Source organism: Cognatishimia sp. (assembly GCF_049116455.1).
In the GTDB taxonomy this organism is placed as follows: domain Bacteria; phylum Pseudomonadota; class Alphaproteobacteria; order Rhodobacterales; family Rhodobacteraceae; genus Cognatishimia.
Map to the genome: position 1 here is coordinate 101,420 of NZ_JAGDYW010000002.1, position 25,818 is coordinate 127,237.

At 52.7% G+C, this 25,818-nt stretch carries 23 protein-coding genes; 20 read left to right on the forward strand and 3 right to left on the reverse strand.

All coding sequences use genetic code 11. The annotated features are described in order from the left end of the window. Positions 1–101 precede the first annotated feature (101 nt). The 15 genes from JXQ85_RS04040 (at position 102) to JXQ85_RS04110 (ending at position 16,121) form a co-directional block, all read left to right on the forward strand. Entirely contained in the window at positions 102–1,154 is a 1,053-nt protein-coding gene (locus JXQ85_RS04040; protein WP_421747583.1) for an ABC transporter ATP-binding protein, read from the forward strand. Between the two features lie 82 nt (positions 1,155–1,236). Further along, complete coding sequence (locus tag JXQ85_RS04045; protein ID WP_421747584.1) at positions 1,237–2,472, forward strand: ABC transporter substrate-binding protein; 1,236 nt, start codon at positions 1,237–1,239, stop codon at positions 2,470–2,472. Between the two features lie 73 nt (positions 2,473–2,545). Then, positions 2,546–3,574 (forward strand): carbohydrate ABC transporter permease, encoded by a 1,029-nt coding sequence (locus JXQ85_RS04050; RefSeq protein WP_421747585.1) that lies wholly within the window; start codon positions 2,546–2,548, stop codon positions 3,572–3,574. Continuing rightward, on the forward strand, positions 3,574–4,455 hold the full coding sequence (locus tag JXQ85_RS04055; RefSeq protein ID WP_421747586.1) for a carbohydrate ABC transporter permease: 882 nt from the start codon (positions 3,574–3,576) through the stop codon (positions 4,453–4,455). The genes JXQ85_RS04050 and JXQ85_RS04055 overlap by 1 nt, the downstream gene beginning before the upstream one ends. 137 nt (positions 4,456–4,592) lie before the next feature. Beyond that, positions 4,593–5,123: an ester cyclase gene (locus JXQ85_RS04060; RefSeq protein WP_421747587.1), complete on the forward strand. Its 531-nt coding sequence runs from the start codon at positions 4,593–4,595 to the stop codon at positions 5,121–5,123. A 10-nt stretch (positions 5,124–5,133) separates the two neighbouring features. Beyond that, positions 5,134–6,465 (forward strand): histidinol dehydrogenase, encoded by a 1,332-nt coding sequence (gene hisD, locus JXQ85_RS04065; RefSeq protein ID WP_421747588.1) that lies wholly within the window; start codon positions 5,134–5,136, stop codon positions 6,463–6,465. A gap of 13 nt (positions 6,466–6,478) precedes the next feature. After that, the gene (locus tag JXQ85_RS04070) at positions 6,479–7,531 is read left to right on the forward strand and encodes an ester cyclase (protein WP_421747732.1); all 1,053 of its coding nucleotides are present in this window, start codon (positions 6,479–6,481) and stop codon (positions 7,529–7,531) included. Further along, entirely contained in the window at positions 7,528–8,292 is a 765-nt protein-coding gene (locus tag JXQ85_RS04075; protein WP_421747589.1) for an SDR family NAD(P)-dependent oxidoreductase, read from the forward strand. The genes JXQ85_RS04070 and JXQ85_RS04075 overlap by 4 nt, the downstream gene beginning before the upstream one ends. Beyond that, a complete protein-coding gene (locus JXQ85_RS04080) occupies positions 8,292–9,335 on the forward strand; it encodes a LacI family DNA-binding transcriptional regulator (protein ID WP_421747590.1) in 1,044 nt (347 codons plus the stop codon). The genes JXQ85_RS04075 and JXQ85_RS04080 overlap by 1 nt, the downstream gene beginning before the upstream one ends. After that, a complete protein-coding gene (locus JXQ85_RS04085) occupies positions 9,332–10,321 on the forward strand; it encodes an ester cyclase (RefSeq protein WP_421747591.1) in 990 nt (329 codons plus the stop codon). Before JXQ85_RS04080 ends, JXQ85_RS04085 begins: the two co-directional genes overlap by 4 nt. A 182-nt stretch (positions 10,322–10,503) precedes the next feature. Further along, entirely contained in the window at positions 10,504–11,478 is a 975-nt protein-coding gene (locus JXQ85_RS04090; RefSeq protein ID WP_421747592.1) for a cupin, read from the forward strand. A 15-nt stretch (positions 11,479–11,493) separates the two neighbouring features. Continuing rightward, on the forward strand, positions 11,494–12,627 hold the full coding sequence (locus tag JXQ85_RS04095) for a cobalamin-independent methionine synthase II family protein (protein ID WP_421747594.1): 1,134 nt from the start codon (positions 11,494–11,496) through the stop codon (positions 12,625–12,627). Beyond that, on the forward strand, positions 12,624–13,316 hold the full coding sequence (locus tag JXQ85_RS04100; protein WP_421747596.1) for an alpha/beta fold hydrolase: 693 nt from the start codon (positions 12,624–12,626) through the stop codon (positions 13,314–13,316). Before JXQ85_RS04095 ends, JXQ85_RS04100 begins: the two co-directional genes overlap by 4 nt. 1 nt (position 13,317) lies before the next feature. Further along, positions 13,318–14,013: an RraA family protein gene (locus tag JXQ85_RS04105; RefSeq protein ID WP_421747598.1), complete on the forward strand. Its 696-nt coding sequence runs from the start codon at positions 13,318–13,320 to the stop codon at positions 14,011–14,013. Positions 14,014–14,585: 572 nt separating this feature from the next. Beyond that, entirely contained in the window at positions 14,586–16,121 is a 1,536-nt protein-coding gene (locus JXQ85_RS04110) for a sulfatase (protein WP_421747600.1), read from the forward strand. A gap of 18 nt (positions 16,122–16,139) precedes the next feature. On the opposite strand, the gene JXQ85_RS04115 is transcribed toward JXQ85_RS04110, so the two are convergent. The 3 genes from JXQ85_RS04115 to JXQ85_RS04125 form a co-directional block, all read right to left on the reverse strand. Then, positions 16,140–17,003: a formylglycine-generating enzyme family protein gene (locus JXQ85_RS04115; RefSeq protein WP_421747602.1), complete on the reverse strand. Its 864-nt coding sequence runs from the start codon at positions 17,001–17,003 to the stop codon at positions 16,140–16,142. Positions 17,004–17,100: 97 nt separating this feature from the next. Then, entirely contained in the window at positions 17,101–18,105 is a 1,005-nt protein-coding gene (locus JXQ85_RS04120; RefSeq protein WP_421747604.1) for a transketolase family protein, read from the reverse strand. 12 nt (positions 18,106–18,117) lie between these two features. Next, positions 18,118–19,044, reverse strand: a complete 927-nt coding sequence (locus JXQ85_RS04125; protein WP_421747605.1) for a transketolase — start codon at positions 19,042–19,044, stop codon at positions 18,118–18,120. 97 nt (positions 19,045–19,141) lie between these two features. Here JXQ85_RS04125 and JXQ85_RS04130 point away from each other — a divergent pair, with 97 nt between their 5' ends. Genes JXQ85_RS04130 through JXQ85_RS04150 form a run of 5 tightly spaced genes read left to right on the forward strand, consistent with a single transcriptional unit; the run spans position 19,142 to position 25,669 of the window. Then, positions 19,142–21,484 carry a molybdopterin-dependent oxidoreductase gene (locus JXQ85_RS04130; protein WP_421747607.1) on the forward strand — a complete coding sequence of 781 codons (2,343 nt, stop codon included), beginning with the start codon at positions 19,142–19,144 and terminating at the stop codon, positions 21,482–21,484. Next, positions 21,481–22,989, forward strand: coding sequence for an FGGY-family carbohydrate kinase (locus tag JXQ85_RS04135; protein WP_421747609.1), 1,509 nt, complete (start codon positions 21,481–21,483; stop codon positions 22,987–22,989). Before JXQ85_RS04130 ends, JXQ85_RS04135 begins: the two co-directional genes overlap by 4 nt. Further along, the gene (locus tag JXQ85_RS04140) at positions 22,986–24,047 is read left to right on the forward strand and encodes a zinc-binding dehydrogenase (protein WP_421747611.1); all 1,062 of its coding nucleotides are present in this window, start codon (positions 22,986–22,988) and stop codon (positions 24,045–24,047) included. The genes JXQ85_RS04135 and JXQ85_RS04140 overlap by 4 nt, the downstream gene beginning before the upstream one ends. Further along, positions 24,040–24,705: a class II aldolase/adducin family protein gene (locus JXQ85_RS04145; RefSeq protein WP_421747613.1), complete on the forward strand. Its 666-nt coding sequence runs from the start codon at positions 24,040–24,042 to the stop codon at positions 24,703–24,705. The genes JXQ85_RS04140 and JXQ85_RS04145 overlap by 8 nt, the downstream gene beginning before the upstream one ends. Before the next feature lies 1 nt (position 24,706). Beyond that, positions 24,707–25,669 carry a sugar-binding transcriptional regulator gene (locus JXQ85_RS04150; protein ID WP_421747614.1) on the forward strand — a complete coding sequence of 321 codons (963 nt, stop codon included), beginning with the start codon at positions 24,707–24,709 and terminating at the stop codon, positions 25,667–25,669. The last annotated feature ends 149 nt before the right edge of the window (positions 25,670–25,818 follow it).

A 25,818-nucleotide genomic window follows, 5' to 3' on the forward strand; every position in this document is an offset into this window, starting at 1 on the left:
TTGCATACGTATGCAAAAAAGTCTTGCCAGAAGTTACCTAGCGGCATTACCGTTTTGCAAACGTATGCAAGATGACCAAAAGAATCCATCAGGGGGATCACATGGCCGAAATTCAGTTGCGCAATGTTGGGAAACGTTGGGGATCCTTTGTTGGTGTTGATAATTTTGACCTGACCATTGCAGACAAGGAGTTCCTGGTTCTTCTCGGGCCATCGGGCTGCGGCAAGACCACCACGATGCGAATGATTGCGGGTCTTGAGGATGTCACCGAGGGCGAGATCCTTGTGGACGGTAAGGTCGTAAACGATCTGGAGCCGAAAGACCGTGACGTGGCGATGGTGTTCCAAAGTTACGCTCTATACCCAAACATGAATGTCTACGAAAACATCCGTTTCCCATTGCGGGTGCGCGGCATTGATCCTGCGACACATGAAGAAAAAGTGCGCCAGGCCTCGGCGATGGTTGAACTAGATGAGTTCTTGCACCGTAAACCAGCTGAACTTTCCGGCGGCCAGCGTCAGCGTGTGGCCTTGGCGCGTGCTATTGTGCGTGAGCCGAATGTGTTCTTGATGGACGAGCCGCTTTCGAACCTTGATGCCAAACTTCGAGTTTCGACGCGCGCGCAGATCAAAAACCTGAGCCATGAGTTGGCTGTAACCACCATCTATGTGACCCACGACCAGATCGAAGCCATGACATTGGCAGATCGCGTTGTTGTCATGAAGGGTGGTGTGGTGCAGCAGGTTGGCTCTCCGACAGATATTTATGACAAACCAGCGAACGCCTTTGTGGCTAGCTTTATTGGCTCCCCAGCCATGAACCTTATGGATGGTGAAATAAAGGACGGTGCCTTTGTGGCTGAAAACGTCCAAATCACTGGGCTGAACGCGCCGGATGGTCCGCTGACACTGGGCTACCGCGCCGAAGATGCGACCTTGTCGGCCGAAGGCTCGGGTCAGATCAACGCGCCGATCTATACGTTGGAGCTTTTGGGCGACGCGACGATGATTTCGGTGCGTGTGGGCTCTGCGCTGGTATCTGTAAAGGCAGACAAGACTTTCCGTGCCGAGATTGGCGATATGGTGTCAATCAACGTTCCAAAAGAGATTTGCCATCTGTTCAATGCAGCAGATGGTGCACGACTGGGGGACTAACCCCAACTAGCCGCCCTCGGCATGCAAAGAGGGCCAACCGGGTCATCTGTCCGGATTTTTGACCCAAAACAGGGAGACAAAAATGTCTATCAAAAAACTATCCATGATCGGCGCCGCGGCCATGTTTATGGGCACAACCGCCTACGCAGGCTGCGGAATTTCCGCGGGCAATGTGAATATCATCGGCAACGAATTTGAAGCGATTCAAGTCGTTGTTGACGGTGCGAAAGCTTGTGCGGGCGAAGGTGTGACTGTCGAAAGCAACCTGAACAAAGATTACCGTGATTTGCAAGTTGCCGCGCTGACACCAAACCCAGCGCAATACACATCCGTGATCACCAACAACGGCGCGATCGTACCTCTGCTGGGTGACAATCTGATCCGTCCGCTGGATGATCTGATTGCAAAGCACGGCCAGAGCCTGTCCAAAAACCAGTTCATCACCATCGATGGCAAGGTAATGGCGGTGGCCTTCATGGCGAACGCGCAGCACTTGTTTGTGCGCAAAGACATTCTGGAGCAAGCAGGTCTGGAAGTTCCAACCACTTATGAAGAAGTCGTTGCAGCGTCCCAAGCGATCAAAGATGCCGGCATCATGGAATATCCATTCGCCACAACCAGTAAAACAGGCTGGAACTTGGGCGAGGAGTTCGTGAACATGTTCCTCGGCCATGGCGGTGAGTTTTTCAAGCCAGGTTCTGCTGAGCCAAACATCAACAACGAAACCGGTGTCGCTGCGCTGAACAGTCTGAAAGCGCTGACAGAGCTATCCAACCCAGACTTCCTGACTTTTGACTCCAACGCGGTTCAAGCGAACTGGGAATCCGGTGATGTCGCGATTGCGCACCTCTGGGGCTCTCGCGGCACCGGCATTCTGGATGACGAAGGCTCTACAGCTGACATCGTGAACAACACCGTTCTTGTAGGTTCTCCAACTGTTGGCGGTGGCAGCACACCTGCGTCCACACTGTGGTGGGATGGTTTTGCAATCTCTAACAACATTAGCGACGAAGATGCGGAAGCGACCTTTATTGCGCTGGTGAATGGCATTTCGTCTAAAAACATCATGGCAAACAACGACGCAGCTGTTTGGCTTGTGGAAGGCTACCAGCCAACTTCGTCCTCTGCTGGCGTTGCCGGAACTGCACAGGGTGGTGCCAAGCCTTACCCAATGATCCCATTCATGGGGCTGATGCACAATGCGGCGGGTGCGGAACTGACTGAGTTCCTGCAAGGTCGTGAATCTGCAGAGCAAGCACTGGCAGATGTCGAAGCTGCTTATGTGGCTGCGGCAAAAGAAAAAGGCTTCCTGAACTAAGCGAAGCTGAACCTGGGCAAAGTCGGCAGCGCGCTGACTTTGCCTCACCCTAAACGAACCAGATGGGGCTCTCATGCGTAACAAAACGTTCTTTTGGTTTATTCTGCCCAGCTTGGCAGCAATGTTCCTATTCATTGCCTTGCCGCTGGTGTCGGTTGTTGTGCAGTCGATGTTCATCGAGCATGAGCAGGTGATCGTCGTCACTGAGAACTGCGGCCCGTTTGGGTGTGCACAAGAAAGCTCCGTTGACACCGAGGCCACTGCAAAGCTGAAAGAAGAAAGACCCCTTGGGCGGTTTGCTGGGCTTAGCACCTATATGGACCGCGGCCACCTTGCGACCAAAGAAATCGCAGAGGCTTGGCGGACTCAAGATAGTCTGGGTGGGTTCTTTTCAGAGATTTACAACCTGCCATTCTATAAGGCCCTGTTCTTTACCTTGGCCTATACATTTGTCGTCACACCGCTTGTGATTGTCTTTGGTCTGATGATCGCCCTTGGGGTGAACCGGATCACACCGATCCTCAAAGGCCCGACGATCTTTCTCTCGCTCTTGCCGATGATCATTACGCCCTTGATTGGCTCTTTGATCCTCTTCTGGATGATCGACGCCCAGGGCGTGATCGGGAAGACGCTGCAATGGATGTTTGACGACTCCAATCTGTCCCTGAAGGCCTCGCCTGCGCTGACTTGGATGACCGTGATGTTCTACGGCATCTGGAGCTCAGCGCCCTTCGCCTTCGTTGTTTTCTACGCTGGCCTGCAGACCGTGAACACGGATTCTTTGGAAGCAGCGATGATCGATGGGGCAACACGCTGGCAGCAAATTCGCTTTGTAGTCATTCCACACCTGATGCCGCTGGTGACATTTATCGCGCTGATCCAGTTGATGGATAACTTTAAGGTCTTTGAACCGGTCGTTGGCTTTTCGGCTCAGGCGAACGCTCCGTCGCTCTCATACATCATCTACGCAGATATGCGCAGCGACATCATTCGCTTTAACTCTGCCGCGGCAACTTCGGTTCTAACTGTCCTTGGCGTCATCATTATTTTGTTCCCTGTGCTCATGCGCACATGGCGCGACTTCAAAGGAAAGGCTGCTTGATGTCTACTGCACTTAATCGCTCCTCGCGTTCACTGGTCATCTTTTCCTCAGCCTTTGTTCTGCTCTGGTTGGTGATCGCAGCCTTCCCATTCGTCTGGACTCTTTGGGGCTCTTTCAAAGTCCAAGGCGACTTCTTTTCTAAGGCGGATTGGCGCAATGCCCTTTGGGGCACGCGCACTCTGGTCGAAACTGGAGGCACCTTTACTGGGGCAGGCTACGAAGGCGCTTGGATCAAAGAAGAGTTCTGGCGCGCGGCGATCAACACCTTCATTGTTGTGTTCTTCACCGTCATCATCTCCCTGACCTTTGGCACCTTGGGCGGCTATGCCCTTGCCCGATCCGGTAAAAAATACGCTTTCTGGCTTTTGATGATCGCTTTGGTTTTCCGCGCGATGCCGCATATCACGCTGGTCTCTGGCTACCTCTTGCCCTTCTTTGAGTGGAACCTCTGGGGCCACCTGCCAACTTCCATCATCGTCTTGGTGGCGATCAACCAGCCCTTTACCCTGTGGATGCTGCATTCCTTCTTTCTGAACATCCCGAAAGATCTGGACGAAAGCGCCAAGGTGGACGGTTGCAACCAATTCCAGGCCTTCCGTCATGTGATCATTCCAGTGATGTGGCCGGGGGTAATCACCACGGGGCTCTTTAGCTTCTTGCTGGCTTACAATGACTTTGCAGTGACCTCGATGCTGTTGAGTGAAGAGAACCGCACAATGGTACCTGCGATTGCAGCCTTCCTTGGCTCAACCTTGGAAGAGGGCAATGTGATGTTCGCCGTTGCCGCCGTTGTTTCAGCAACCGCACCGCTCTTTGTGTTGGTGATGTTCTTCCAGCGTCAGATCGTATCGGGCCTGACTGCCGGGGCTGTCAAAGGATGAGTTCAAATGCAAGACATGGCGCTCTGTCGCGCCATCCTGCACTGAACAGGATGCCAAGGGATTTTTTGAAGTAAGCCGGGTTTCCCCCTCTTTCTCCCCTCTACTTCATTTCTCTTGGCATTCTGAAAGGACAACACATGAAAGGCTCACGCCCTGAACAAGCGGTGCTGACACGCGACACCGACTTAAGCAAAACCGAAGAAACCCGCACCGTGATTGAAACCATGGTCGACGGTCTGAACGATCACCGTATTGACGATATTGGTGAATTTTTCAGCCAAGGGTTTCGCTGGATGGGCAACCAAGGCTGCGGCACAAAAACCGGCCTGCAAGAGTTTCAAGACAACTGGCAACGCCCCTTTCAGGCGGCGTTCTCAGACAAGACCTGTATCGACGAAGCGCGCCTTTATATGGGCGAGTGGGCCGCTGCATTTGGTCGCCAAGAGGCCACGCACAGTGGCGAATTTCTGGGGATCGCCCCAACCGGCAAGCGGGTGGAAATCCGCTACATGGACTTCTGGAAAGTTGTCGACGGCAAGATCGTGGACAACTGGGTGAATGTGGATTTCGCCCATGTCGCTGCCCAATTGGGTGTCGATCTTTTCAATGGCCATGGCTGGGAAGCATTTGATCGTGGAGAGAAAGTGGCTCCACGTCCTGAAAACTGAGGATCATAGGATGACCATCGAATATCTGAAACGCGGAAAACCTGAAGCTGATCGTGCTGAGGACGACGCAAAGACCCGCGCAGTCGTGGAAGCCACGCTGAAGGATATCGAAACCCGTGGTGATGCAGCAGTTCGAGAGTTGTCGGAGAAATTCGACAACTACTCACCCGAAAGCTTTCGTCTGAGCCAAGAGCAAATCGATACACTGATCGCGTCTTTGTCCGAGCGCGAGCTGGCAGATATTAAGTTCGCTCAAGAACAGGTGCGTAACTTCGCTCAGGCTCAGCGGGACTCGATGCTCGACATCGAAGTGGAAACCATGCCGGGTGTGATCTTGGGCCACAAGAACATCCCTGTGCAATCCGTGGGCTGTTACGTTCCGGGCGGTAAATTCCCGATGGTGGCCTCGGCGCATATGTCTGTTGCGACAGCATCTGTGGCGGGTGTTCCACGCATCATCGCCTGCACACCACCTTTCAAAGGCAAGCCTAATGCGGCTGTGATTGCAGCGATGCACCTTGGCGGCGCACATGAAATCTATGTTATGGGTGGCATACAAGCGATTGGCGCGATGGCTCTGGGGACTGAGACCATTGATCCGGTGCATATGCTTGTCGGTCCGGGCAACGCCTTTGTGGCAGAAGCAAAGCGTCAACTCTTTGGCCGCGTTGGCATTGACCTCTTTGCAGGTCCTACCGAGACCATGGTGATTGCAGATGAAACCGCAGCAGACGGTGAACTTTGTGCAACCGACCTCTTGGGGCAAGCGGAACACGGCTACAACAGCCCATGTGTCTTGTTGACCAACAGCAAAAAGCTCGCCGAAGAAACCCTTGCCGAGGTCGACCGAATTCTGGGCATTCTGCCAACCGCTGGGACCGCACGTGTGAGCTGGGAAGAATATGGTGAGGTCATCGTCTGCGACACTTATGATGAAATGCTGACTGTAGCTGACGACATCGCGTCAGAGCACGTCCAAGTCATGACGGATCGCGACGATTGGTTCCTTGAGAATATGACCTGTTATGGCGCGCTTTTCTTGGGTCCTCGCACCAACGTTTCAAATGGCGACAAGGTCATCGGCACAAACCACACGTTGCCAACCAAAAAGGCAGGCCGTTACACTGGTGGTCTTTGGGTTGGTAAGTATCTGAAAACCCACAGCTACCAGAAGGTCACAACCGACGAGGCGGCAACTTTGATTGGTGAATACGGTTCCCGCCTGTGTATGCTGGAAGGCTTTGTTGGTCATGCTGAGCAATGTAACGTTCGCGTGCGTCGTTACGGAGGTATGAATGTACCTTATGGCACTGGTGCGCCGTATCGCGACGCGGCGGAATAGGCGTATCAACTTTATGGATAGGCACTCTCATCACAAAGCACTCTTAGCTCCGTTTAGGCAGGCTTTGTATGATTTTGACACAAATTTTGTAAAGGCGGCGATGGCGGAAGTCATGGCCGCTGACGCTGAAGTGCATCTGTCTCACCCATTTGGAGATCTAAACGGTCCACAGGCTTTTTTTGACACAGCCTTTTCCGGTCTTGTCAAAGCTTGGCCGGACTTGGAACGCCGAGATTTTATTGTTGTCGCAGGCCCAGACGAGGGTGGCCTCGATTGGGTGGGCTGCGGGGGCTATTACACCGGCACGTCTTTGGCACCTTGGCTCGATATTCCACCAACGGGTCATCAGGTTTCCATGCGCTTTCACGAGTTCTATCGGTTTGAAAATGATAAAGTCGTCGAAGTGCAGGCCATCTGGGACATTCCAGACGTCATGATGCAAGCAAGTTCTTGGCCGCTTGCCCCATCTTTGGGAAGAGAGTGGTTAGTGCCGGGACCTGCGTTGCAAAACGGATTGGTTTCTGGTCCTCGCGATGACGCAAAAAGCCAAGCGTCTTGTGATTTGATCATGAAAATGATCCAGCATCTTATCAAATACCCGTCTCAGGGTGGGCCAGAGGTCATGGAGGCTGATCGGTTTTGGCACCCAAAGGTAAGCTGGTATGGCCCCGCTGGGATTGGAACAGCGCGGGGCATGTCTGGGTTTCGAAACTGGCATCAAATTCCGTTTCTGGCGGCGATGCCGGACCGAGGTCGATATGAGGATGAGATCACTCATCACTTCTTTGGAGATGGTGATTTCGCGGCGGTGACTGGCTGGCCCAATATGGCGCAGACCCATTCAGCGGATGGTTGGCTTGGCCTTCCACCAACAGGGAAAAAGATCACCCTGCGCTCGCTTGATTTCTGGCGCGTTGAGGCGGGTAAGATCCGGGAAAACTGGGTTTTGGTCGACCTCTTAGATATCTATAATCAACTGGGGTTGGATGTTTTTGCGCGGATGCGCGAATTCAACAAGTCCCGGAATATGGGGCCAATATCAGTGCCCTCAGGAATGGATGTATGACTGACCTACCGAAAACCCCTTCCTTTGACCTTAGCGGCAAAAAGGTTCTTGTCACCGGCGCCTCCTCAGGCATTGGCCTTGGTTGCGCTGTGGCTGTAGCCGAAGCAGGTGCGCAGACTTACTGCGCGGCTCGCGGGTTGGACCGGCTGGAAGGTGCAGTTTCCGCTATGACGGGCGCGGGCTATGACGTCAAAGCGCTCCCGTTGGATCAAGGCGATGTCACGTCCTTGGCAAAGACCATGGAAGAACATGCCTTCGATGTGGTGATAAACTCTGCTGGTTTGGCGCGCCATAGCGCCGCCGTAGATACGACACCTGACGATTATGATGCTGTCATGCATGTGAATCTGCGTTCTGCTTATTTCCTATCGGCCATGGCGGCCAAAGCGATGCTTGCGGCAGGAAAACCGGGTTCAATCATTCATATCTCTAGCCAGATGGGTCATACAGGTGGCATTGATCGTGCGCTTTATTGTGCCAGTAAGCATGGGCTTGAAGGCATGATCAAAGGCATGGCGATGGAATGGGGCAAGCAGCGCATCCGCATCAATTCGATCTGCCCGACCTTCATTCGCACGCCTCTAACGGAAAGCACCTTTGAAAACCCAGAGCGGTTTGAGTGGATTCTGAGCAAGATTAAATTGGACCGGGTGGGCGAAGTTGAAGACATCATGGGGGCAGTGCAATATTTGGCCTCGGATGCCTCGGCCATGGTCACTGGTACATCTCTATTGATAGACGGAGGTTGGACTGCGGGCTAATGGCAGAAAAGGTCACATCACTTCAGGTCGCGCAGTTAGCAGGGGTGAGCCAATCCGCAGTCTCGCGCGTTTTCACGCCCGGAGCTTCTGTGTCCAAAAAGACCGCTGACAAAGTGCGCGAGGCGGCTAAGGATTTGGGTTATCGGCCCAATGTTCTGGCCCGCGCCATGGTCAAAGGTAAAAGCCGCATCATCGGGTTGGTCGTCGCCTATCTAGAGAATTTCTTCTACCCGGAAACTTTGGAAAAACTGTCTAATGCTCTGCAGGAACAAGGCTATCACGTGCTGGTTTTCATGACCAAGCAAACAGCGCAAAACGTTGATGGCGTTATGGAAGAAATTCTGGATTATCAAGTGGATGGCATTGTGATGGCCTCGGTAGCCATGTCATCTGATATTGCCTCACGTTGCGCTCAGGCCGGTGTGCCGATTGTGCTCTTTAACCGGAGTCAGGACATTGAAGGCATCACGTCGATCACCTCTGACAACTACGCCGGAGGGCGCAAGATCGCTGAGTTCCTGCTGGCAGGAGGCCATGAACGCATTGGATATATTGCGGGCTGGGACGGGGCCTCGACGCAGCGAGATCGCGAGGCTGGGTTCCGCGCAGCGCTGCAGGATGCCGGACGCGATGTTTTTGCGCGTACCGTAGGTGATTTCCATAGCGACAGGGCGAAGGACGCTGCGCGCGAGATGTTTGACGTTCCAGCCGAGCAACGCCCGGATGCGGTGTTTGTGGCCAATGACCACATGGCCTTCGCGGTCATGGATGTGATCCGCCACGATCTGGGCCTGCGTGTGCCCGAGGACGTGTCTGTAGTAGGCTATGACGACGTTCCCCCCGCCGCTTGGCGGGGCTATGATTTAACCACCATGCGCCAGCGCGCAAATTCCATGGTGGAAGAAACCGTGGATGTGCTGATGGAGCACATTCAATCCCCAGAAACAGCTTGCCCCCGCCGTGTCGCCATCGATGGCCCTTTGGTGGTGCGCAGCTCAGCCCGAATTCCTGAGGGCTGGAACACGAATAAGAGTGTCACATGAAGGGTTTTGATCCGAAATTCAAAGACTTCCCGGATTACATCATCGGGATCACAAAGGAGATCTGGGAAGACCGTGGTCTCGCGACTCTGCATGAATATTATGCCAAAGACATCGTGGTGCGCATGCCGGGATCCGTTTCCACAGGCAACCAAGGGGTTATTGGTGCAACTGCACAGACGCTTTCCGAGTTTCCAGATCGTACGCTGTTTGGCGAGGATGTAATCTGGTCCGGAACGCCGGAAGCGGGCATGCTAAGTTCTCACCGAATTCTGTCTACGGCAACCCACCTTGGCGATGGGGCCTTTGGGAAGGCCACCGGCAAGCCCCTGCGCTATCGCATCTTGGCTGATTGCCATGCCATCGATAACGCCATCAATGATGAGTGGCTGATCCGTGACAACAGTGCGGTCGTACGCCAGATGGGTTGGGATCCGGTTGACTTTACCCGCGATCAAATCGCCCGCGAAGGTGGGCCTGATGCCTGCGTGATACCTTTGACGCCTGCCAATGACATTGAAGGGCCTTACAAGGGTAGGGGTAATGACAATGAGTGGGGTGAGCGCTACGCCGACATTCTGACCCGCATGATGTCAGCCGATTTCGCCGTTGTTCCGCAGGAATACGACCGGGCAGTGCAGGGTGAATATCCGGGTGGTGAGACAGGTCACAGTTGGGGCGCAGTAGACCGCTTCTGGATGGGGCTGCGTGCTTCCTTCCCGAACGCAATTTTCAAGATCGAGCATCAGATCGGCCGCGACGATCCAATGATGCCACCCCGTGCCGCGATCCGTTGGAGCCTGACCGGCAAACATGACGGCTGGGGTATCTTTGGCGCGCCGACAGGCAAAGACGTTTACGTACTGGGCATCAGTCACGCGGAGTTCGGTGCCTTGATTTCAGGTGAGCCCAAAATTCGCCGAGAATACACACTGTTTGACGAGGTAGCCATCTGGAAGCAAATCCTGCTGCAAACCGGAGACCTTTGATGGGCGTTGCCCTGACATATCAAACCCTGATCAAAGGGGTGCATGAAACCCACGCCACGCGGCGGTTCCATATGTTCCGCCAAAGCCTGCGCGCAAGACGGTTGAACCTGCGTCCCCCGGGATGAGCGTGGCCCTTGTTTAAGGAAACGCGCAACCATCTGAAATTCATTAGGAATACTGAAATGTCCAAATCATCCATCCAAAGCCGCATCGTTCGTTATGGCGAGCTGAAGCCTTGCAAAACCGCCTTCATCGACGCCCATACTCCGGGTAGCGATCAGAAAGAAAACTTCACCATTATTGGTGGTGGTGTCTCCGAAAGCCCGGATCAACACGTTCATATCACCGACAAGATCGGCTTTAATATCGGGGCCGCGGGGCAGCCACCAAAGTGCCGTAACTCATTGCACTCCCACACAACCGCTGAAGTCTTTTTTGTCGCCAAAGGACGCTGGCGCTTCTTTTGGGGGCGGTATGGAACCGCGGGTGAGTTTATCGCCGAAGAAGGTGATATCTTCAACATCCCGACCGGCATTTTCCGCGGCTTTGAAAACGTCGGTCAGGACTACGGGATGATCATGTCGATGCTGGGTGGTGACGATGCTGGCGGCGGCGTGACTTGGGCTCCGCAGGTCATCCAGGACGCGCAGGATCATGGCCTGATGCTGGGCGACAATGGCGTGCTTTATGACAGCAAAAAGGGTGAAGAACTGCCGCATAACGTGCGCCCGATGCCTTTGCTGACCGAAGAGCAAATGCGGGACTATCCAGAGGTGCCGGTCGAGGACGTCATCGGCAAATACGTTGCCCGCTATTGGGATCTGATGGCGCTTTCGTCCCAAAAACCAGCCATTGTGATTGGCGAAAGCGGTGTGATCAAAGACAAACCAGGTTTCGAGGTTGATTTCCTATCACGTGGCTCAAGCACGTCTGATGTGTCGAAGGCGAAAAAACCGGTGGTTCTGATGCCAGCCAGCGGCCACTGGAAAGTGCGCGTGGAAGACGTCGAAACCAGTATCTCGAATGGCGACACAGTTCTGGTTCTGGAAGGTGAATGCTACTCGGTTGAGCCATCCATGACCGGTAACGCGGGTCTCTATCGCATCACGGCAACCGACGATCCAGCCGGCGCGACCTGGACCGGAATCCAAAACTAATAAGGGAGAGCCCATATGGCCAAGATCCAAACATCCCATGTGGGCTCTTTGCCCCGCAGCCAAGACGTGGTCGACTTCATTTTTGCGCGCGAAAAGGAACAGCCCTACGATCAGGCTGCCTTTGATGCCTGCATGACATCCGCGGTTTCTGAAACAGTGCGCAAGCAAGTTGAGGCGGGCGTGGACATTGTCAGCGACGGTGAAACCTCCAAGATTTCCTACGCGACCTACGTCAAAGATCGTTACACAGGTTTCTCAGGCGATAGCCCGCGCAATGCACCGGCTGATCTGAAGATGTTCCCAAGTTTTCTGCAGCGCCTTTCGGACGACGGAGGCACACCGACCTACGCGCGTCCGATGTGTACAGGTGAAGTGACATCGAAAGGCACCAACGACCTCGCGAATGACATCGATAACCTCAAGGCCGCAATGGAGGCGCACGGTGCCACCGGAGGGTTCATGAATGCGGCCTCTCCGGGTGTGATTTCTTTGTTCCTGCAAAACAGCCACTACAAAAACCGCGAGGCTTATCTGGCGGCTTTGGCGGACGCCATGAAGGACGAATACGAGACCATCGTTGCCTCTGGTCTGGACCTGCAACTGGACTGCCCGGACCTCGCCCTGTCGCGCCATATGCTCTTTGCAGACATGAGCGATGAGGAGTTCCTGAAGATCGCGAATATGCACGTCGAAGCATTGAACCATGCGCTGCAGAATGTGCCGTCTGACAAAGTGCGCGTTCACATCTGCTGGGGTAACTACGAAGGACCGCATTGCTGTGACATTCCGATGGATAAGGTGTTTACCACGCTGATGTCCACCAAGGCGCAGTATCTTCTCTTTGAAACATCAAACCCGCGCCACGCGCACGAATGGACCGTATTCAAAGACCGCAAAGCCGAAATCCCTGAAGATAAAGTTCTCGTGCCGGGTGTCGTGGACACAACAACCAACTTCATCGAACACGAAGAGCTGGTCGCCCAACGGATCGAACGCTTTGTCGACATCGTTGGCGCGGAGCGTGTGATTGCAGGCTCTGACTGTGGTTTTGGTACCTTTGCGGGCTTTGGCGCCGTTGATCCTGACATCGCCTATGCGAAGCTGAAAGCCTTGTCTGATGGAGCAGCGCTGGCCTCGGGGCGCCTGTGACACCTATCGTCTTTCTGCCCGGAATGATGTGTGATGCGCGTCTTTTCGGGCCGCAAATCAACGCGTTCTCTGGGCAATACCCGGTTATGTGCCACCCTTTGGTGGGGCATGACACCGTCGAAGGTTTGGCAGCGCAAATTCTGGCGGCCTCGCCTGAGAGGTTCTCTCTAGCAGGACTTTCCATGGGCGGCATTGTCGCCATGGAAATCCTACGTCTCGCTCCTGAAAGGGTCGAGCGAGTGGCTCTGCTCGACACCAACCCTTTGGCAGAGAAAGATGACGTTAAATTGGGCCGCACGCTTCAGATTGAGGCCGCGAAGGCGGGTGAATTGCGACGCGTGATGCGCGATGAAATGAAACCGAACTATCTGACTGACGGTCCAAACTTGGGTGCGATCCTTGATCTATGTATGGCCATGGCGACTGACTTAGGGCCCAATGTGTTTGTCGATCAGTCCAACGCGCTTGCGTCTCGGCCGGACCAGACCGAGACACTAAAATCTTTCAACGGTCCAGCGCTTGTGTTGATGGGCGAAGATGATGTGCTTTGTCCTTTAGATCGCCATACTTTGATACATGACCTACTGCCAAACAGCCAAATTGAGATCATCAAAGAGGCTGGTCATCTGCCCACCCTTGAACAACCGGAACAGACCAATGCGGCCCTGCGCCATTGGCTGGAGAGCTAATATGACACAATCTCTATTAAAACTGCTGCAATCCGTAGATACGCCAACTGTCTGCAACGCCATTGAAGTGGCGCAAGGCAAACGCGGCTTTAACGATTTTACACGCGGCACCATGCTGTGTTCAGCACCGGAGGAAGGTGCCATAGTGGGTTACGCGCGTACGGCAAAGATCGCCGCCGTGAGCCCGCCGAGTGAAGCGCCAGAGGTGATCAAAGAACGCCGTATGGCGTATTATAAACATATGGCAACAGGACCACGTCCGGCGATCACAGTGATCGAAGATCTCGATTTTCCTCACTGCATCGGTGCTTTCTGGGGGGAGATCAATACCACAGTTCATAAGGGATTTGGTATTGCCGGGACGCTCACCAACGGCGTTATGCGTGACCTTGGCGATGTGCCTGAAGGGTATCCAGTGATTGCAGGATCAACCGGTCCAAGCCACGGTTTTGTCCACGTTAAGGAGATTGGCACGCCGGTTGAGATCTTCGGTATGCAGGTGAATGATGGTGATCTGGTGCATGCTGATCAACATGGGGCGGTGGTCGTTCCAGAGGACGTTGTGCCGAGTTTGGAAACCGCGATTAACAGACTGCTTTCAACAGAAAATATTATTCTTGATGCAGCGCGTGCAGATGATTTTGACTTTGAGAAGTTCTCGGAAGCTTGGTCAGATTTTGAAAGCGCACGTACTTAATGTTAATTTTAGACCGGCGACGCCCATCTTATTCGAGTTTGGTCGCAAAACGTTGAAATAGAAAACCTGTTCCGAGAGCTAACACTGAAGCGTGGTTTGCAGCTTGAGCAGGTTGAAAGTGAGATCGTAGCAGCGTTGAGAAATTTGATCCCTACGATGTAAGTAAGAGGTGAAGCACAACGCACTCAGACAGAAGTCGTATCAAATAACATCCCTTACGCAGTGTTTTGATTTTGTTGCAACCACTCGATCGGTGATGCGCTGCGGCAACTTTGGGTTCCGATGCCTACAGTGCGTATTTCGTCGGTCAGTTCCGCCGCTGGATTGGGGAGGGCAAACAGCTACAGGCTGCAAAATTAAATTGGAGAAAGTTATCTCCACCAAAGCTTGCAAACGAAGTGGCAATCAACCGTAATTTGACCATGTGCCAGAGATTGTTTGCATTTAATCAATTTCTTAAAGTTGACTACGCATCACTGAGATTTAACAAAAGACAATAAAATAATCATTTGTAAAAAACACCAAGAGTGCGTAATTTGTGTCTTAATAAAAGTTAGCAGCTGGAGAGCGACGTGAACGTCATAATGATCCTGGTGGATAGCCTAAACAAAGATTGCCTGACAACTTACAACCCGGACACTGTTTGCAAGGCCCCGAATGTACAAATGCTGGCGGATCGCGGGCATGTATTTGAAGATCATTTTGTTGGCAGCCTTCCTTGTATGCCGGCGCGCCGTGAGATTATGGCCGGGCGTAAAGAATTCCTGTGGCGCCCGTGGGGCGGAATGGAGGTCTTTGACCCAAGGATGCCGAAGGAAATTGCCAAAACCGGCATGAACACTGCCATGGTCACTGATCACTACCATTATTGGGAAGAAGAGGCGAACGGCTACATGCAGGGCTTTGGCAACCTTCAGTTGGTGCGAGGTCATGAAGTCGACAGCTGGAAGATGCATGACCCCAAGGAAGAAGATCCGCAATGGGTCAAGAATGTTGCGAAATACCGAGCTGCGGAACACATCAGGCAATATGCTGCCAATGTGAAGGATTTCAAAGGCGAAGAGGACTACTTTGCACCCAAAGTGTTCCAAGGTGCGATGGATTGGCTTGATGAGAACGCTGATAAAGGAGAATTCTTCCTGCAGGTCGAGTGCTTTGATGTGCATGAACCCTTTGAAGTGCCTGAGCCTTACGCCAGCATGTACACCGATGGCGACAAGAATGACTATAACATCTGGCCACCCTATCAGGTTTATGAGGACCTCGAGAGGTTCATGAATGAAACCACACCTGAAGAACTCGCTTTCCTGAAGGCGCAGTATATGGGCAAGGTCACGATGATGGACACTTGGCTTGGAAAATTCATGACCAAGATGGATGCGTTGAACTTGTGGGAGGACACCATGGTGGTCTTTACCACCGACCATGGGCACGATCTGGGTGAGCGGCGTGCATTCGGCAAGCAGTTCCCGCATTATGACAGCCATGCCAATATTCCGATGATTGTCTGGCATCCTAAGCATCCAGGTAAAGGCAAACGAGTGGTTGGGCTGACCCAAACCGTGGACCTTTTTGCAACGCTGATTGATGCGGCAGGTGGCGAAATCCCTGACGCCAATCGGCACGCTAAATCCTTCTTGCCTATGATTACAGAAGATGCAGACAGCCCGCATGAGGCTCTGATTTACGGCACCTTCGGGCAGGGGCTTTGTGTTACAGATGGTGAATACACCCTGTTTCGTGCGCCAATTGAAGGTAAGCCTTTGTTCACATACTCAACGGCGATCTTTAGACCTTTGATTGTCGATAACCCGGTGGATGGTCGCGTCGGCAAGCCGCCTGAAACTCCGGCGGAGCAAGGCATGTTTGACGATTCTGTTGATTTGCCGCTTTGGAAGACCCCGATTTCTATTGATCCGCGCACCTACGAGAGTTTCCTTTACAATCGTGCTGCTGATCCCGTCCAAGAAAACAACCTTTGGGACAGCGACCAGAACCAAAAACGCCGAATGTTGAAATTGGCGCGCAAATTGATGGATTTAGAAGGTTATCCGAACGAGCAGCTTGATCGATTGGGCATGACAAATGATGCCATCGCAGCAGCTTGAATTGGAAGAGGAGGGCGTCTAGCCCTCTTTCTTGTCAAAGGCCACGCGAAACCCGCAATTTGATGTGCCGTTGTCCGCCTGTCGACCGCTGCGCGCGGCGATGCGATAGCGCCAGCAAGATGATGAATGGCAAAGGAACGAGCCGCCTTTCAATATCCGCTCATTTTCTTGTTTGGCGAATTGGTTTCGCTTCTTGGCGATTGAGCTGACGGACCGGATTTTGAATTGGTCTTCGCACCACTCCCACACGTTGCCTGAGAGATTATATAGACCTGCTGAATTCGGGGGGAAGCTTTGCGCGGGGGCCGTACCATAGTAGCCATCCGCTTCGGTGTTTTTTTCAGGAAAAATGCCCTGCCAAATGTTGCAATGCTGCGTATTTGTGTCTGAGGGTTCGTCACTCCCCCAGGGGTAGCGCATCGGTTCTGGTCCGCCGCGCGCAGCGTGTTCCCACTCGGCTTCTGTCGGTAGCCGACCACCGAGCCATTTGGCATAGGCCTGTGCATCATTCCAAGAGACGTGTACAACCGGATGATCAGGTGTTGTTTGCCAATCGCTACTGTTGCCAAGGGGCGCACGCCATGTTGCGCCATTCATGGCATTCCACCACGGTAAACCAGGCGCTTGTAGCCCATTGTGCTCAGGTATTAGGCCTCGAAATACAAAGGACCAGCCATAGTGTTCGGCGTCGGTTCGATAATTTGTATCATCCACAAAAACGGCAAAATCTGCAAAGGTTACAGTAGTGGTGCCAATGCCAAATGGCTTTAGTGTGACCCGTCGCATCGGGCTTTCGCCATCCGCTTTGATTTCAGGTCGATCAGTGCCGGTATGGCTTTTGCCACCATCAAACCAACTTATGTTAAACGATGCATTTTTCATAAAAGCTCAGTGGCAGCCGCGCAGGGCGTTGTCAAATTAGCCTGCATGAAGGCCATGCTTGAAAGTAGCATGGCCTTCTGGGGAGGTGTGCAAATGGTTAAAGAGCTTCTGCTTTGACCAAAGAGTGCACGTCTTCCACACGGGCTGTATCAAAATCACTTTCTGTGATTCCAAATTTTTGGCCCATGAGGGATTCAATGCCTCGTACCATCGCTGTGGCATCCAAGCCGTAGTAACGCATCAAATAGGGGCGGGAACCGCCGTGTGCATAAGTGTCTTTTAGACCCAGGCGCACTAGACGTTTTCCTACTCCTGCATCTGCCATGGTTTCCGCCACCAGCGATCCTATACCGCCTTCAGTGACGTGGTTTTCCAGAGTGACCACACCGTGTTTTACCGAAGCGATATGATCCAGTAGTGCTTTGGAATCAAAGGGTTTGATTGTGTGCAGATGAAGGTGGCGAATAGAAAGGCCAGCCTTTTTCAATGCAGAGCGCGCACGCATTGCCTCTTCGGTACAGATGCCAGATGTAACAACTAGGATGTCATCCCCAGACGACAATTCCCGCATTTCACCAACCTTGATTGGGCTGTCAAACAAGCGTGGAACTGATCCACGTAGTACGCGGCACCAAACCGGGCCATCAATGCTGTCGGCTGCTTCGCAGATGCTTTCGACCTCGGTTGCGTCGCCAGTTTCCAGAATAGTCATATTAGGAATCGAGCGCATGACCGAGATATCTTCGATTGACTGATGAGTCATGCCGCCCGGCGTTGTGACGCCTGGTAGAAAGCCCATCAACCGGACTTTTCGGCGCGGGTAGGCAATCGAGGCCATCAGCTGATCGTAGGGACGGCGGTACATAAACACGCCAAAGGTGTGAATGAAGGGACGAAAGCCCGCCATGCCGAGGCCGCCAGCGAAACTCAGCATGTTTTGTTCCGCCATTCCCATCGACATAAACTGATCGGGGTGGCGATCACGGAAGCCATCTATTTCACACGAAGACGTCAAATCCGCACTTAGGCACAAGATGTCTTTGTTGCCAGCAGCAAACTTTTCAAAGGCCGAGGCATAGGGGCGGGATACCATTTCTACCATATCTCAGGCTCCTTAATGTGCGTAATCGATTGGATCGAGGCCAAGGTCTTTGGCGATGGAGGCATTCATGCGAGCTCTTTCGTCTTCTGACTTGAAGCGCACATAATGAAGTCGCGGAAAACGCTCTTCCAAGATTGACATGGCGTGGAATGGATTGGTGCGCGCTAGAATAATCAGCGGTTTTCCATCGTGCTTTTCTTTAACAGCGTCACGCATTGCATTGATGTCATGCCCGTCGATTTCAACGCAGGCAGCACCGAAATTCTGGAATTTGGCTTTAATATCACCAACTTCCATGACGCTATCCATCGCGCCATCACACTGCTGGTCATTCACATCCATTATTGCAAATAGATTGTCGATACCATGATGGGCAGCTGATTGAACCGCTTCCCATGTTTGACCTTCTTGTACTTCGCCGTCGGACATAAAGACCCAAGTGCGGCCCGTGTCGCCGCGCAACCTGCGCCCGTATGCCAAGCCTGCACCCGTTGATAGGCCAATGCCCAGTGTGCCGTTATGTACTTCCATTCCCGGGCTATGTTCCGCGCCAATCATTTCGACGCTAGACCCATCTTTGTTAAACATCTGCAGGCCTTCTGGTGCCATTCGATCGACTTCAATCAATGTCGCATAGGCCACCAGTGCATAGTGTGCAGGTGCGATAAACAGACGGTCAAATTCAGGCGAAGCCGGGCCATTGTATCCAGCGCCAGTGTGGTAGTCTGTGTTGGTTGCAGATGGAACGCCTGCAAAATCTTTGGGGATCATCGGTAGTGTAGGAGCGCCTAAGTTAAGCTCTTCGTTATAGAGCCACGCCAATTGTTCACCGGCGGAACAGGCTTGAGAAAGGTAGCCACCATTATTTCGCATGGAATGTTCAAATACACGACGGCGGATGCCGAGCGCCACCTCCTCAGTGGTCTTTTCGTTGCGCATTGCGCGACCTCCTATTCAAAAAAACGAGGAATTGGATATTGTCGAGATCGATAGCATATGCCATATTAATTTACAAATGTAAAAGTGAGTTGTCGACATGACGCTTAAGAACGGGACCTCTGTTTCCGGCAAAACAATCGCTCATTGGGGTGGGTATGAAATCCATCAAAATCGAGATGGGACAACGCTAATCCCAAATCCTAAAGACGGTTCACCTGCGGTGATCGGTCGAGGATGGCTATCTGCCGTGAGCGACGAAAAGGTCCGCATCCTAAAGCCTGCGATCCGCAAGGGGTGGTTGACCGGTGATAAGGGTAAAGCACGGTGTCGGGACGATTCCTTTGTTCAGGTCCCTTGGGGTGAAGCTTTGGATCTGGCAGCTTCAGAATTGAAGCGCGTACGTCTGCAGCATGGCAATAGCGCCATTTTTGGTGGCTCTTACGGCTGGGCCAGCGCCGGGCGATTCCACCATTGTCATTCGCAACTGCGTCGATTTTTGAACCTTGCAGGCGGTTATGTCGGGCAGAAGGATACGTATTCACACGCTGCCGCTGAAGTCCTGTTTCCGTTCATAACGGGGATGAGTAACAAGCAGATCGAAGAAAATGCGACCAGTTGGCCTTTGATTGCTGAAAACTGCACTCTCATGTTGGCATTCGGGGGCATTTCGGGGCGTACCGCACAGATAGCTTCAGGCGGTACTTGGGCACATGAAGTTGAGGACTGGGTCCGGCGCGCATCAGATAAAGGTATGCAGGCTATTAATATCTCGCCTTTGCAATCAGATTATCAAGCCGCCAATGGTGTTTCATGGTTGCCAATCAGGCCAGGAACTGATGTCGCTTTGATCTTGGCTCTCGCGTACGAATTGATCAGCAACAATTTACACGATCAAGCGTTTCTGGATCGCTACACCTCAGGCGCTGAAATCTTCAAATCCTATGTTCTGGGTAAGTTAGACGGCGTCGCTAAAAGTGCCGATTGGGCTGCTGAGATCTGTGATGTCGATCCAAAGGAAATCGTAAAACTGGCGTCGCGTATGGCGCGAGAACGGGTCATGATTTCTGTGGCCTGGGGCGTTCAGCGTTCGGACCATGGAGAGCAACCCATTTGGGCGGCTCTCGCTTTGGCTTGTTTGCTAGGGCAAATTGGGCAGCCTGGATTAGGGTTTGGCTTTGGGTATGGCTCGACCACGCCGCCTGGACGCCCTAAACGCTTCATCAGTTGGCCAGCTTTTCCGCAGGGAAAGAACCCGATATCGGACTATATTCCGGTGTCGCGGATCACTGACATGTTTTTAAAACCAGGAGAGATTTACTCCTACGATGGCGGGGTGCGCGAGTACCCTGAAATCAAATTGGTCTATTGGGGTGGCGGCAATCCCTTTCATCATCATCAAGATTTAAACCAACTGGAAACCGCGTGGAGTATTCCTGAAACTGTGATCATTCAGGATCACAGTTGGACGGCCACCGCACGGCGGGCGGACATTGTGTTACCAGCAACCTCGCCTTTGGAACGTGATGATCTTTTCTTAAATCGGCGTGATCCCAATCTAATCGCCATGCGCAAAGCGATTGATCCGGTGGGTGAAGCCAAGAACGACCATGAAATATTCTGCGCTTTGGCTGACAAGATGGGTTTTGCGGCGGCATTTTCAGAAGGCCGGTCAGAAGAAGAGTGGAAGAAATGGATGTGGACTGGCTGTGAGGTCGCCGCCAAAGAAGAAGGGTTTGAATTGCCCGACTACGAAGCCTTTCAAAAGACCGGCCATTTTACAATTCCAGAACAAGATGAAACCCGCATACTATTTGAGGATTTTATTCGTGACCCGATATCAAATGCTTTGAATACGCCAAGCGGTCGGATCGAGTTGTTTAGTCAGCGTATCGCGGATCAAAAACTTGCAGACTGTGTTGGGCATCCTGCGTGGTTTAGGCCACAAGAGTGGCTGGGAGAAGCGATACCTACGCAGTTGCATTTGATTTCAAATCAACCAATCGCCCGACTGCACAGTCAGCTCGACAATGGCGAGGAAAGTCGCGCGCGCAAAATTAAGGGACGTGAAGTGTGCTGGCTGCATCCAGATACTGCTAAAGACCTGGGTATTTCGGAAGAAGACGTTGTTAAGCTTTTCAATTCGCGTGGTGCATGTTTGGCAGCCACTCGTTTCAGCGATGCTATGCGGCGCGATGTAGTGGTTTTGCCAACAGGCGCATGGCTTGATCTGCAAGAAACAAAACAAGGTCGCATCGATGTGCACGGCAACCCCAATACGTTGACCATCGATAAAGGAACTTCAGGTTTGGCACAGGGTAATATCGCACATACGACCTTGGTCGAGATTGAGCTGTGGCGCGATAAACTACCTGACATACGCGTATTTGATCCCCCTAGTTTCTGCAAAAGAGAGACATCAGAAGAGGGAGCGACAGTATGAACCCGCTTTGGTTAGGGATCGATGTTGGAACAACAGCCGTAAAAGCGGCGGTTTATACGTCCGAAGGTGTGCAGGTTTCGTATGGTGAATCTTCAAGCGCTGTCATGACGCCTGCGCCAGGGCATAGTGAACAGGACATGCTTCAGGTTTGGCAGGGTGTGTGTGATGCAGTGCGCAATGCGCTAAAAACTGTAGATACAACGCAAATCGAAAGCATCGGGCTTGCAGCTCAAGGCGATGGATTTTGGGCAACGGATTTGAACGGTAAACCAGTTGGTCCGGCAATTTTGTGGAATGATACAAGAGCTGCCGGCATTCTTGCGGATCTCAGCAAGCAGGAGCTTACGAAAATCGCGCACGCCTGCCACACCTCGTTGTGGCCAGGCACAGTTGGCCCGATTTATGGATGGCTCAAGGACAACGAACCGGATCGCGTGCGGGACATTGCCCATATTATGCACTGCGCCGGGTGGGTTGGCCTTTGTCTAACAGGCGAGGTGGCGGTGGATTTCTCCGACGCGTCGATCCCGTTCCTCGATCTGAATGAAGGTGGTTATAGCGATGATGCGCTAGCGGCACTCAATGCACAGGATCTGAAAACCTGCTTGCTGAAGCCGCAATCTGCCGAAACGCCGTTGGGTCGCGTTTCAACCGAGGCGGCTCGAGCGACAGGTTTGCCTGCAGGATTGCCGGTATCAGTTGGAACACTAGATCTCTCTGCGATGATTGTTGGAATGGGAATGGAAAGTCCCGGTGATACCATGATGATCTTGGGCACAACTGCGGTTGTGAATATTCTAAGAAATGAGGTCACGCTGGATGAGAGGCCTGTCGGGGCAACCGCCTTTCATGCAAACGGCAAAACTCTGACTCGTATTCTTGCACCAACAACAGGAGCTGCGGCCTTTGATTGGTTTTGCGCTCTGCATCCTCAGACACTTGGTGGAGAAACACCCGCTGAGATAGCAGGTAAATTGAATGCTCTTGCGCGTGAGGTTCCGGCGGGAGCAAACGGCGTCACTTTCTTGCCGTACCTGAATGGAGAACGTGCGCCTTTTGTCGCCCCCGAAGCGACAGGAGGGTTCTTTGGCTTGCGCAGTACGAGCACAAAGGCAGACATGGGGCGCGCAGTAATGGAGGGCGCGGCCTTCAGCCTGCGAGATTGTTATGTTTCTGAATGCGGTCAGCTGCCTAATGGTATCATTCGTTTAACCGGCGGCGGCGCAAAAAACCCGCTGTGGTGTCAGATCATCGCAGACGTGATGCAAACGCCAATTCAAGTCAGTGATGCCTCGGACCATGGTCTATGGGGCGCGGCTTGTTTGGGCGCGGCTGCGAACGACAAGGGCGCAGCCTGTACCTTAGCTGCGCGCGACGAAAACAGCACTGTTTTTCATCCCAATTCAACGAATGGCCTAGCCTATGACAAGGCCTTTGCAATCTACAAATCCCTTTCTCAGACAGCACAGGCTTTCTGGGCGCAGACTTCGAAGGAAAAAAAATGACCAATATGATGAAAGCCGCCGTCTATCACGCGCTTGATGACATTCGCGTCGAAGAACGCCCGGTCCCTGAAATTGGCCGCGATGAGGTTCTGCTAAAAACGCTGGCCTGTGGTCTGTGTGGTGGCGAAACCATGGCTTGGTATAAAAAGGCTGATCCTAAGGTGCTGGGACATGAGCCCATTGGCGAAGTGGTGCAAGTCGGAGCGGATGTGACCGACTACGCAATGGGGGACCGGATGTTTATTAATCACCACGTTGGGCGGGTCGATAGCCACCTATCGCGGCGTGGCCATTTCACCCGCGATCCGTTTTATGCATCCATGAAGCTCGATCCCGGTGGTGTGTGCGAGTACTACCGCGTGACAGCGCAGCACCTGAGGATGGATGCGCACAAATTGCCTGAAAATGTGTCGACTGAAGCTGCGATTACAATTGAACCATGGTCGTGCGTGATGTCTGGCCTGAAGGTTTGTAATATCCAACCCGGAGACACAGTGGCCGTTGTCGGAGCTGGGTTTATGGGCCAAGGCTTTGTGCATCTGGCGCCGCTGTTTGGCGCAGGCAAAGTGATTGCGTTAGATTTTTCGGACTGGCGGTTGGAGAAAGCAAAGTTCTTTGGAGCGACCCACACGATCAACCCGAAGTCTGAAGATGCAGTTGAAGCGCTGCGCGCTGCCAACAACGGGCGTCTGGCCGATACTGTGATCGTGATCGCGCCGTTCCCTCAGGCCTGGGCGGATGCAGAAAAACTTGTTGAAGTGGGCGGAACAATGCACTTGGGCGCGCCGCTAGCACCCGGGACTGATTGGGTTCGTGAAGGCAGCCGGGCCTATTTTGATCAGATCACTATAACATCGCGGTACAGTTCGGATCACACCGACACCTACAGCTATATCCGTCTTCTGGAAGCAGGACGGATCAAAGCGGATGAAGCGATTTCTCACCGGTTTGAGATCGAAGATAGTGCCGAGGCCTTTGAAATGCTGCGCAAAGCAGAGAAATCATTGAAAATTGTCGTGTATCCACATGGCATTCCTGAGGGCCAAAAAAATGCTTGAAGCGCTTAAAGATGAAGTTTGTGAGCAAAACCATGAATTGCCTGCGAACGGGCTCGTGGTTGGATCAGGGGGCAACGTTTCGGGGCGAGATCCGGAAACAGGACTGATCGTCATCAAGCCTTCTGGTGTTAAATTCAAAAAGCTTACACCAGAAACAATGGTGGTCGTTGATATTGAAGGTAATTTGATTGAGGGTGAGAAAAAGCCTTCGGTAGATACCGGCGTGCACCTTTATATTTATAAACATCGTCCTGATGTCTTTGGCATCACTCATACCCATTCGCCTTACGCGACATCTTTTGCGGCACGCGGCGAGCGGATTCCGGCTGTTCTCACACCGATAACCCATATACTGGGCCGTGATGTGCCTTGCTCGCGCTATGCGACCCCCGGCGAAGTAGATACCGGTCAAGCGGTGATTGAAGCCGCCGATGGCGGATACGCAGCTTTGGTTAAGGCGCATGGCGTTTTCACCATGGGTAAATCTGCAACTGAAGCGACTTCTATCGCAATGTACCTAGAGGAGGCCGCAATGACCACACACCTCGCTATGTGCCGTGGCCCCGTCGAAGAAATGCCTCAAGAGGAAATTGACCGCTGTTTCCAGTGGTTTCGCAAGAACTATGGTCAAGAAGGTCAGAAAAAAGTAAACGAGTAGGATGGCCCCAAAAGATCACACACGTCACAACGATAAAGATGCCCAACTCGCAAACGTCGCCTTGCTTTATTATGGCGAGGGTTTGACCCAAAGTGAGATTGCTAAGCGGATTGGGGTTTCGCGGCCGACAGTCGTGAATATGCTGCGTGATTGTCGTGAGCGGGGCATCGTTGAAATCCGCGTGGGTGGAGAAGTTCTGTCAGGGTCTAAACTGTCCCGTCAGCTCTGTGAAAAATTTGATCTACAAGATGCTTATGTGGCGCAGGCCAATGGAGGCAAGTCGCGCCAGTCGACATTGCCACAGGTAGCCCGCGTTGGGGCGCTGGCCGTCAGTGATATTGTTAAGTCCGGTGATGTCGTTGGCGTCGCGTGGGGTGAGACGATTAAAGCGGTGTCACTCGCGATGAATCAAAGTAATCTTCAGAACGTTACGGTATGTCAGATGATCGGCTCTATGGTGTCTGACCGCGTGCCTACATCAGAAGACTGTTCCATTAGAATCGCCAAGTCCTTGAATGGGGATTGTTACACATTGCATGCGCCGGCAGTCCTATCATCGGCAAAGTTAGCGCTGCAATTACGCTCGGAGCCAACGATCGCCACCCAGTTAGATCGATTGCAAGACTTGGATGTGGCGGTGTTCTCCATCGGGAACACGAAGACAAACACACATTTGGTCGCCGCAGGAATTGCGAATGATAACGAGCTCGAGGTAGCAGTTGAGGCTGGCGCAAAAGCGATTGTTTGTGGGCGCTATATATCGGAGGAGGGGCTGCCGCTTGGTTTGCCTCCGGAAGACCGATTGATCGCAATCGAAATCGAGCAGCTGAAAAAAGCTCAGCGAAAACTAATGATTGCAACGGGCCCAAATCGCTTGGAAGCCGTAAGTGCAGCTTTGAGAGGTGGCTTGGTCACCCACCTTTGCGTTGATGAAGAACTCGCCAACAATCTACTGACACAATAACTCGAAATTTGTACCCCATCCGTTCAGAACAGGCCTATAGTCGCAAATTTGCGTCTGTAATTGGCATGGGTATACGTCAATAATCTATCTTTCTTATGACAAAACATTTGACAAATGTAAAAGGTTGCAACTAACTTCTTGGTAACTCT

Excerpts from the sequence above, each read along its gene's own strand:
- JXQ85_RS04060 (WP_421747587.1), top strand. The coding sequence starts at position 4,593 with ATGAAAGGCTCACGCCCTGAACAAGCGGTGCTGACACGCGACACCGAC.
- JXQ85_RS04120 (WP_421747604.1), bottom strand. The coding sequence starts at position 18,105 with ATGGTAGAAATGGTATCCCGCCCCTATGCCTCGGCCTTTGAAAAGTTT.
- JXQ85_RS04095 (WP_421747594.1), top strand. The coding sequence starts at position 11,494 with ATGGCCAAGATCCAAACATCCCATGTGGGCTCTTTGCCCCGCAGCCAA.
- JXQ85_RS04125 (WP_421747605.1), bottom strand. The coding sequence starts at position 19,044 with ATGCGCAACGAAAAGACCACTGAGGAGGTGGCGCTCGGCATCCGCCGT.
- JXQ85_RS04135 (WP_421747609.1), top strand. The coding sequence starts at position 21,481 with ATGAACCCGCTTTGGTTAGGGATCGATGTTGGAACAACAGCCGTAAAA.
- JXQ85_RS04145 (WP_421747613.1), top strand. The coding sequence starts at position 24,040 with ATGCTTGAAGCGCTTAAAGATGAAGTTTGTGAGCAAAACCATGAATTG.
- JXQ85_RS04090 (WP_421747592.1), top strand. The coding sequence starts at position 10,504 with ATGTCCAAATCATCCATCCAAAGCCGCATCGTTCGTTATGGCGAGCTG.
- JXQ85_RS04040 (WP_421747583.1), top strand. The coding sequence starts at position 102 with ATGGCCGAAATTCAGTTGCGCAATGTTGGGAAACGTTGGGGATCCTTT.
- JXQ85_RS04055 (WP_421747586.1), top strand. The coding sequence starts at position 3,574 with ATGTCTACTGCACTTAATCGCTCCTCGCGTTCACTGGTCATCTTTTCC.
- JXQ85_RS04085 (WP_421747591.1), top strand. The coding sequence starts at position 9,332 with ATGAAGGGTTTTGATCCGAAATTCAAAGACTTCCCGGATTACATCATC.
- JXQ85_RS04070 (WP_421747732.1), top strand. The coding sequence starts at position 6,479 with ATGGATAGGCACTCTCATCACAAAGCACTCTTAGCTCCGTTTAGGCAG.
- JXQ85_RS04140 (WP_421747611.1), top strand. The coding sequence starts at position 22,986 with ATGACCAATATGATGAAAGCCGCCGTCTATCACGCGCTTGATGACATT.
- JXQ85_RS04105 (WP_421747598.1), top strand. The coding sequence starts at position 13,318 with ATGACACAATCTCTATTAAAACTGCTGCAATCCGTAGATACGCCAACT.
- JXQ85_RS04050 (WP_421747585.1), top strand. The coding sequence starts at position 2,546 with ATGCGTAACAAAACGTTCTTTTGGTTTATTCTGCCCAGCTTGGCAGCA.
- JXQ85_RS04115 (WP_421747602.1), bottom strand. The coding sequence starts at position 17,003 with ATGAAAAATGCATCGTTTAACATAAGTTGGTTTGATGGTGGCAAAAGC.
- JXQ85_RS04150 (WP_421747614.1), top strand. The coding sequence starts at position 24,707 with ATGGCCCCAAAAGATCACACACGTCACAACGATAAAGATGCCCAACTC.
- hisD (WP_421747588.1), top strand. The coding sequence starts at position 5,134 with ATGACCATCGAATATCTGAAACGCGGAAAACCTGAAGCTGATCGTGCT.
- JXQ85_RS04075 (WP_421747589.1), top strand. The coding sequence starts at position 7,528 with ATGACTGACCTACCGAAAACCCCTTCCTTTGACCTTAGCGGCAAAAAG.
- JXQ85_RS04130 (WP_421747607.1), top strand. The coding sequence starts at position 19,142 with ATGACGCTTAAGAACGGGACCTCTGTTTCCGGCAAAACAATCGCTCAT.
- JXQ85_RS04080 (WP_421747590.1), top strand. The coding sequence starts at position 8,292 with ATGGCAGAAAAGGTCACATCACTTCAGGTCGCGCAGTTAGCAGGGGTG.
- JXQ85_RS04045 (WP_421747584.1), top strand. The coding sequence starts at position 1,237 with ATGTCTATCAAAAAACTATCCATGATCGGCGCCGCGGCCATGTTTATG.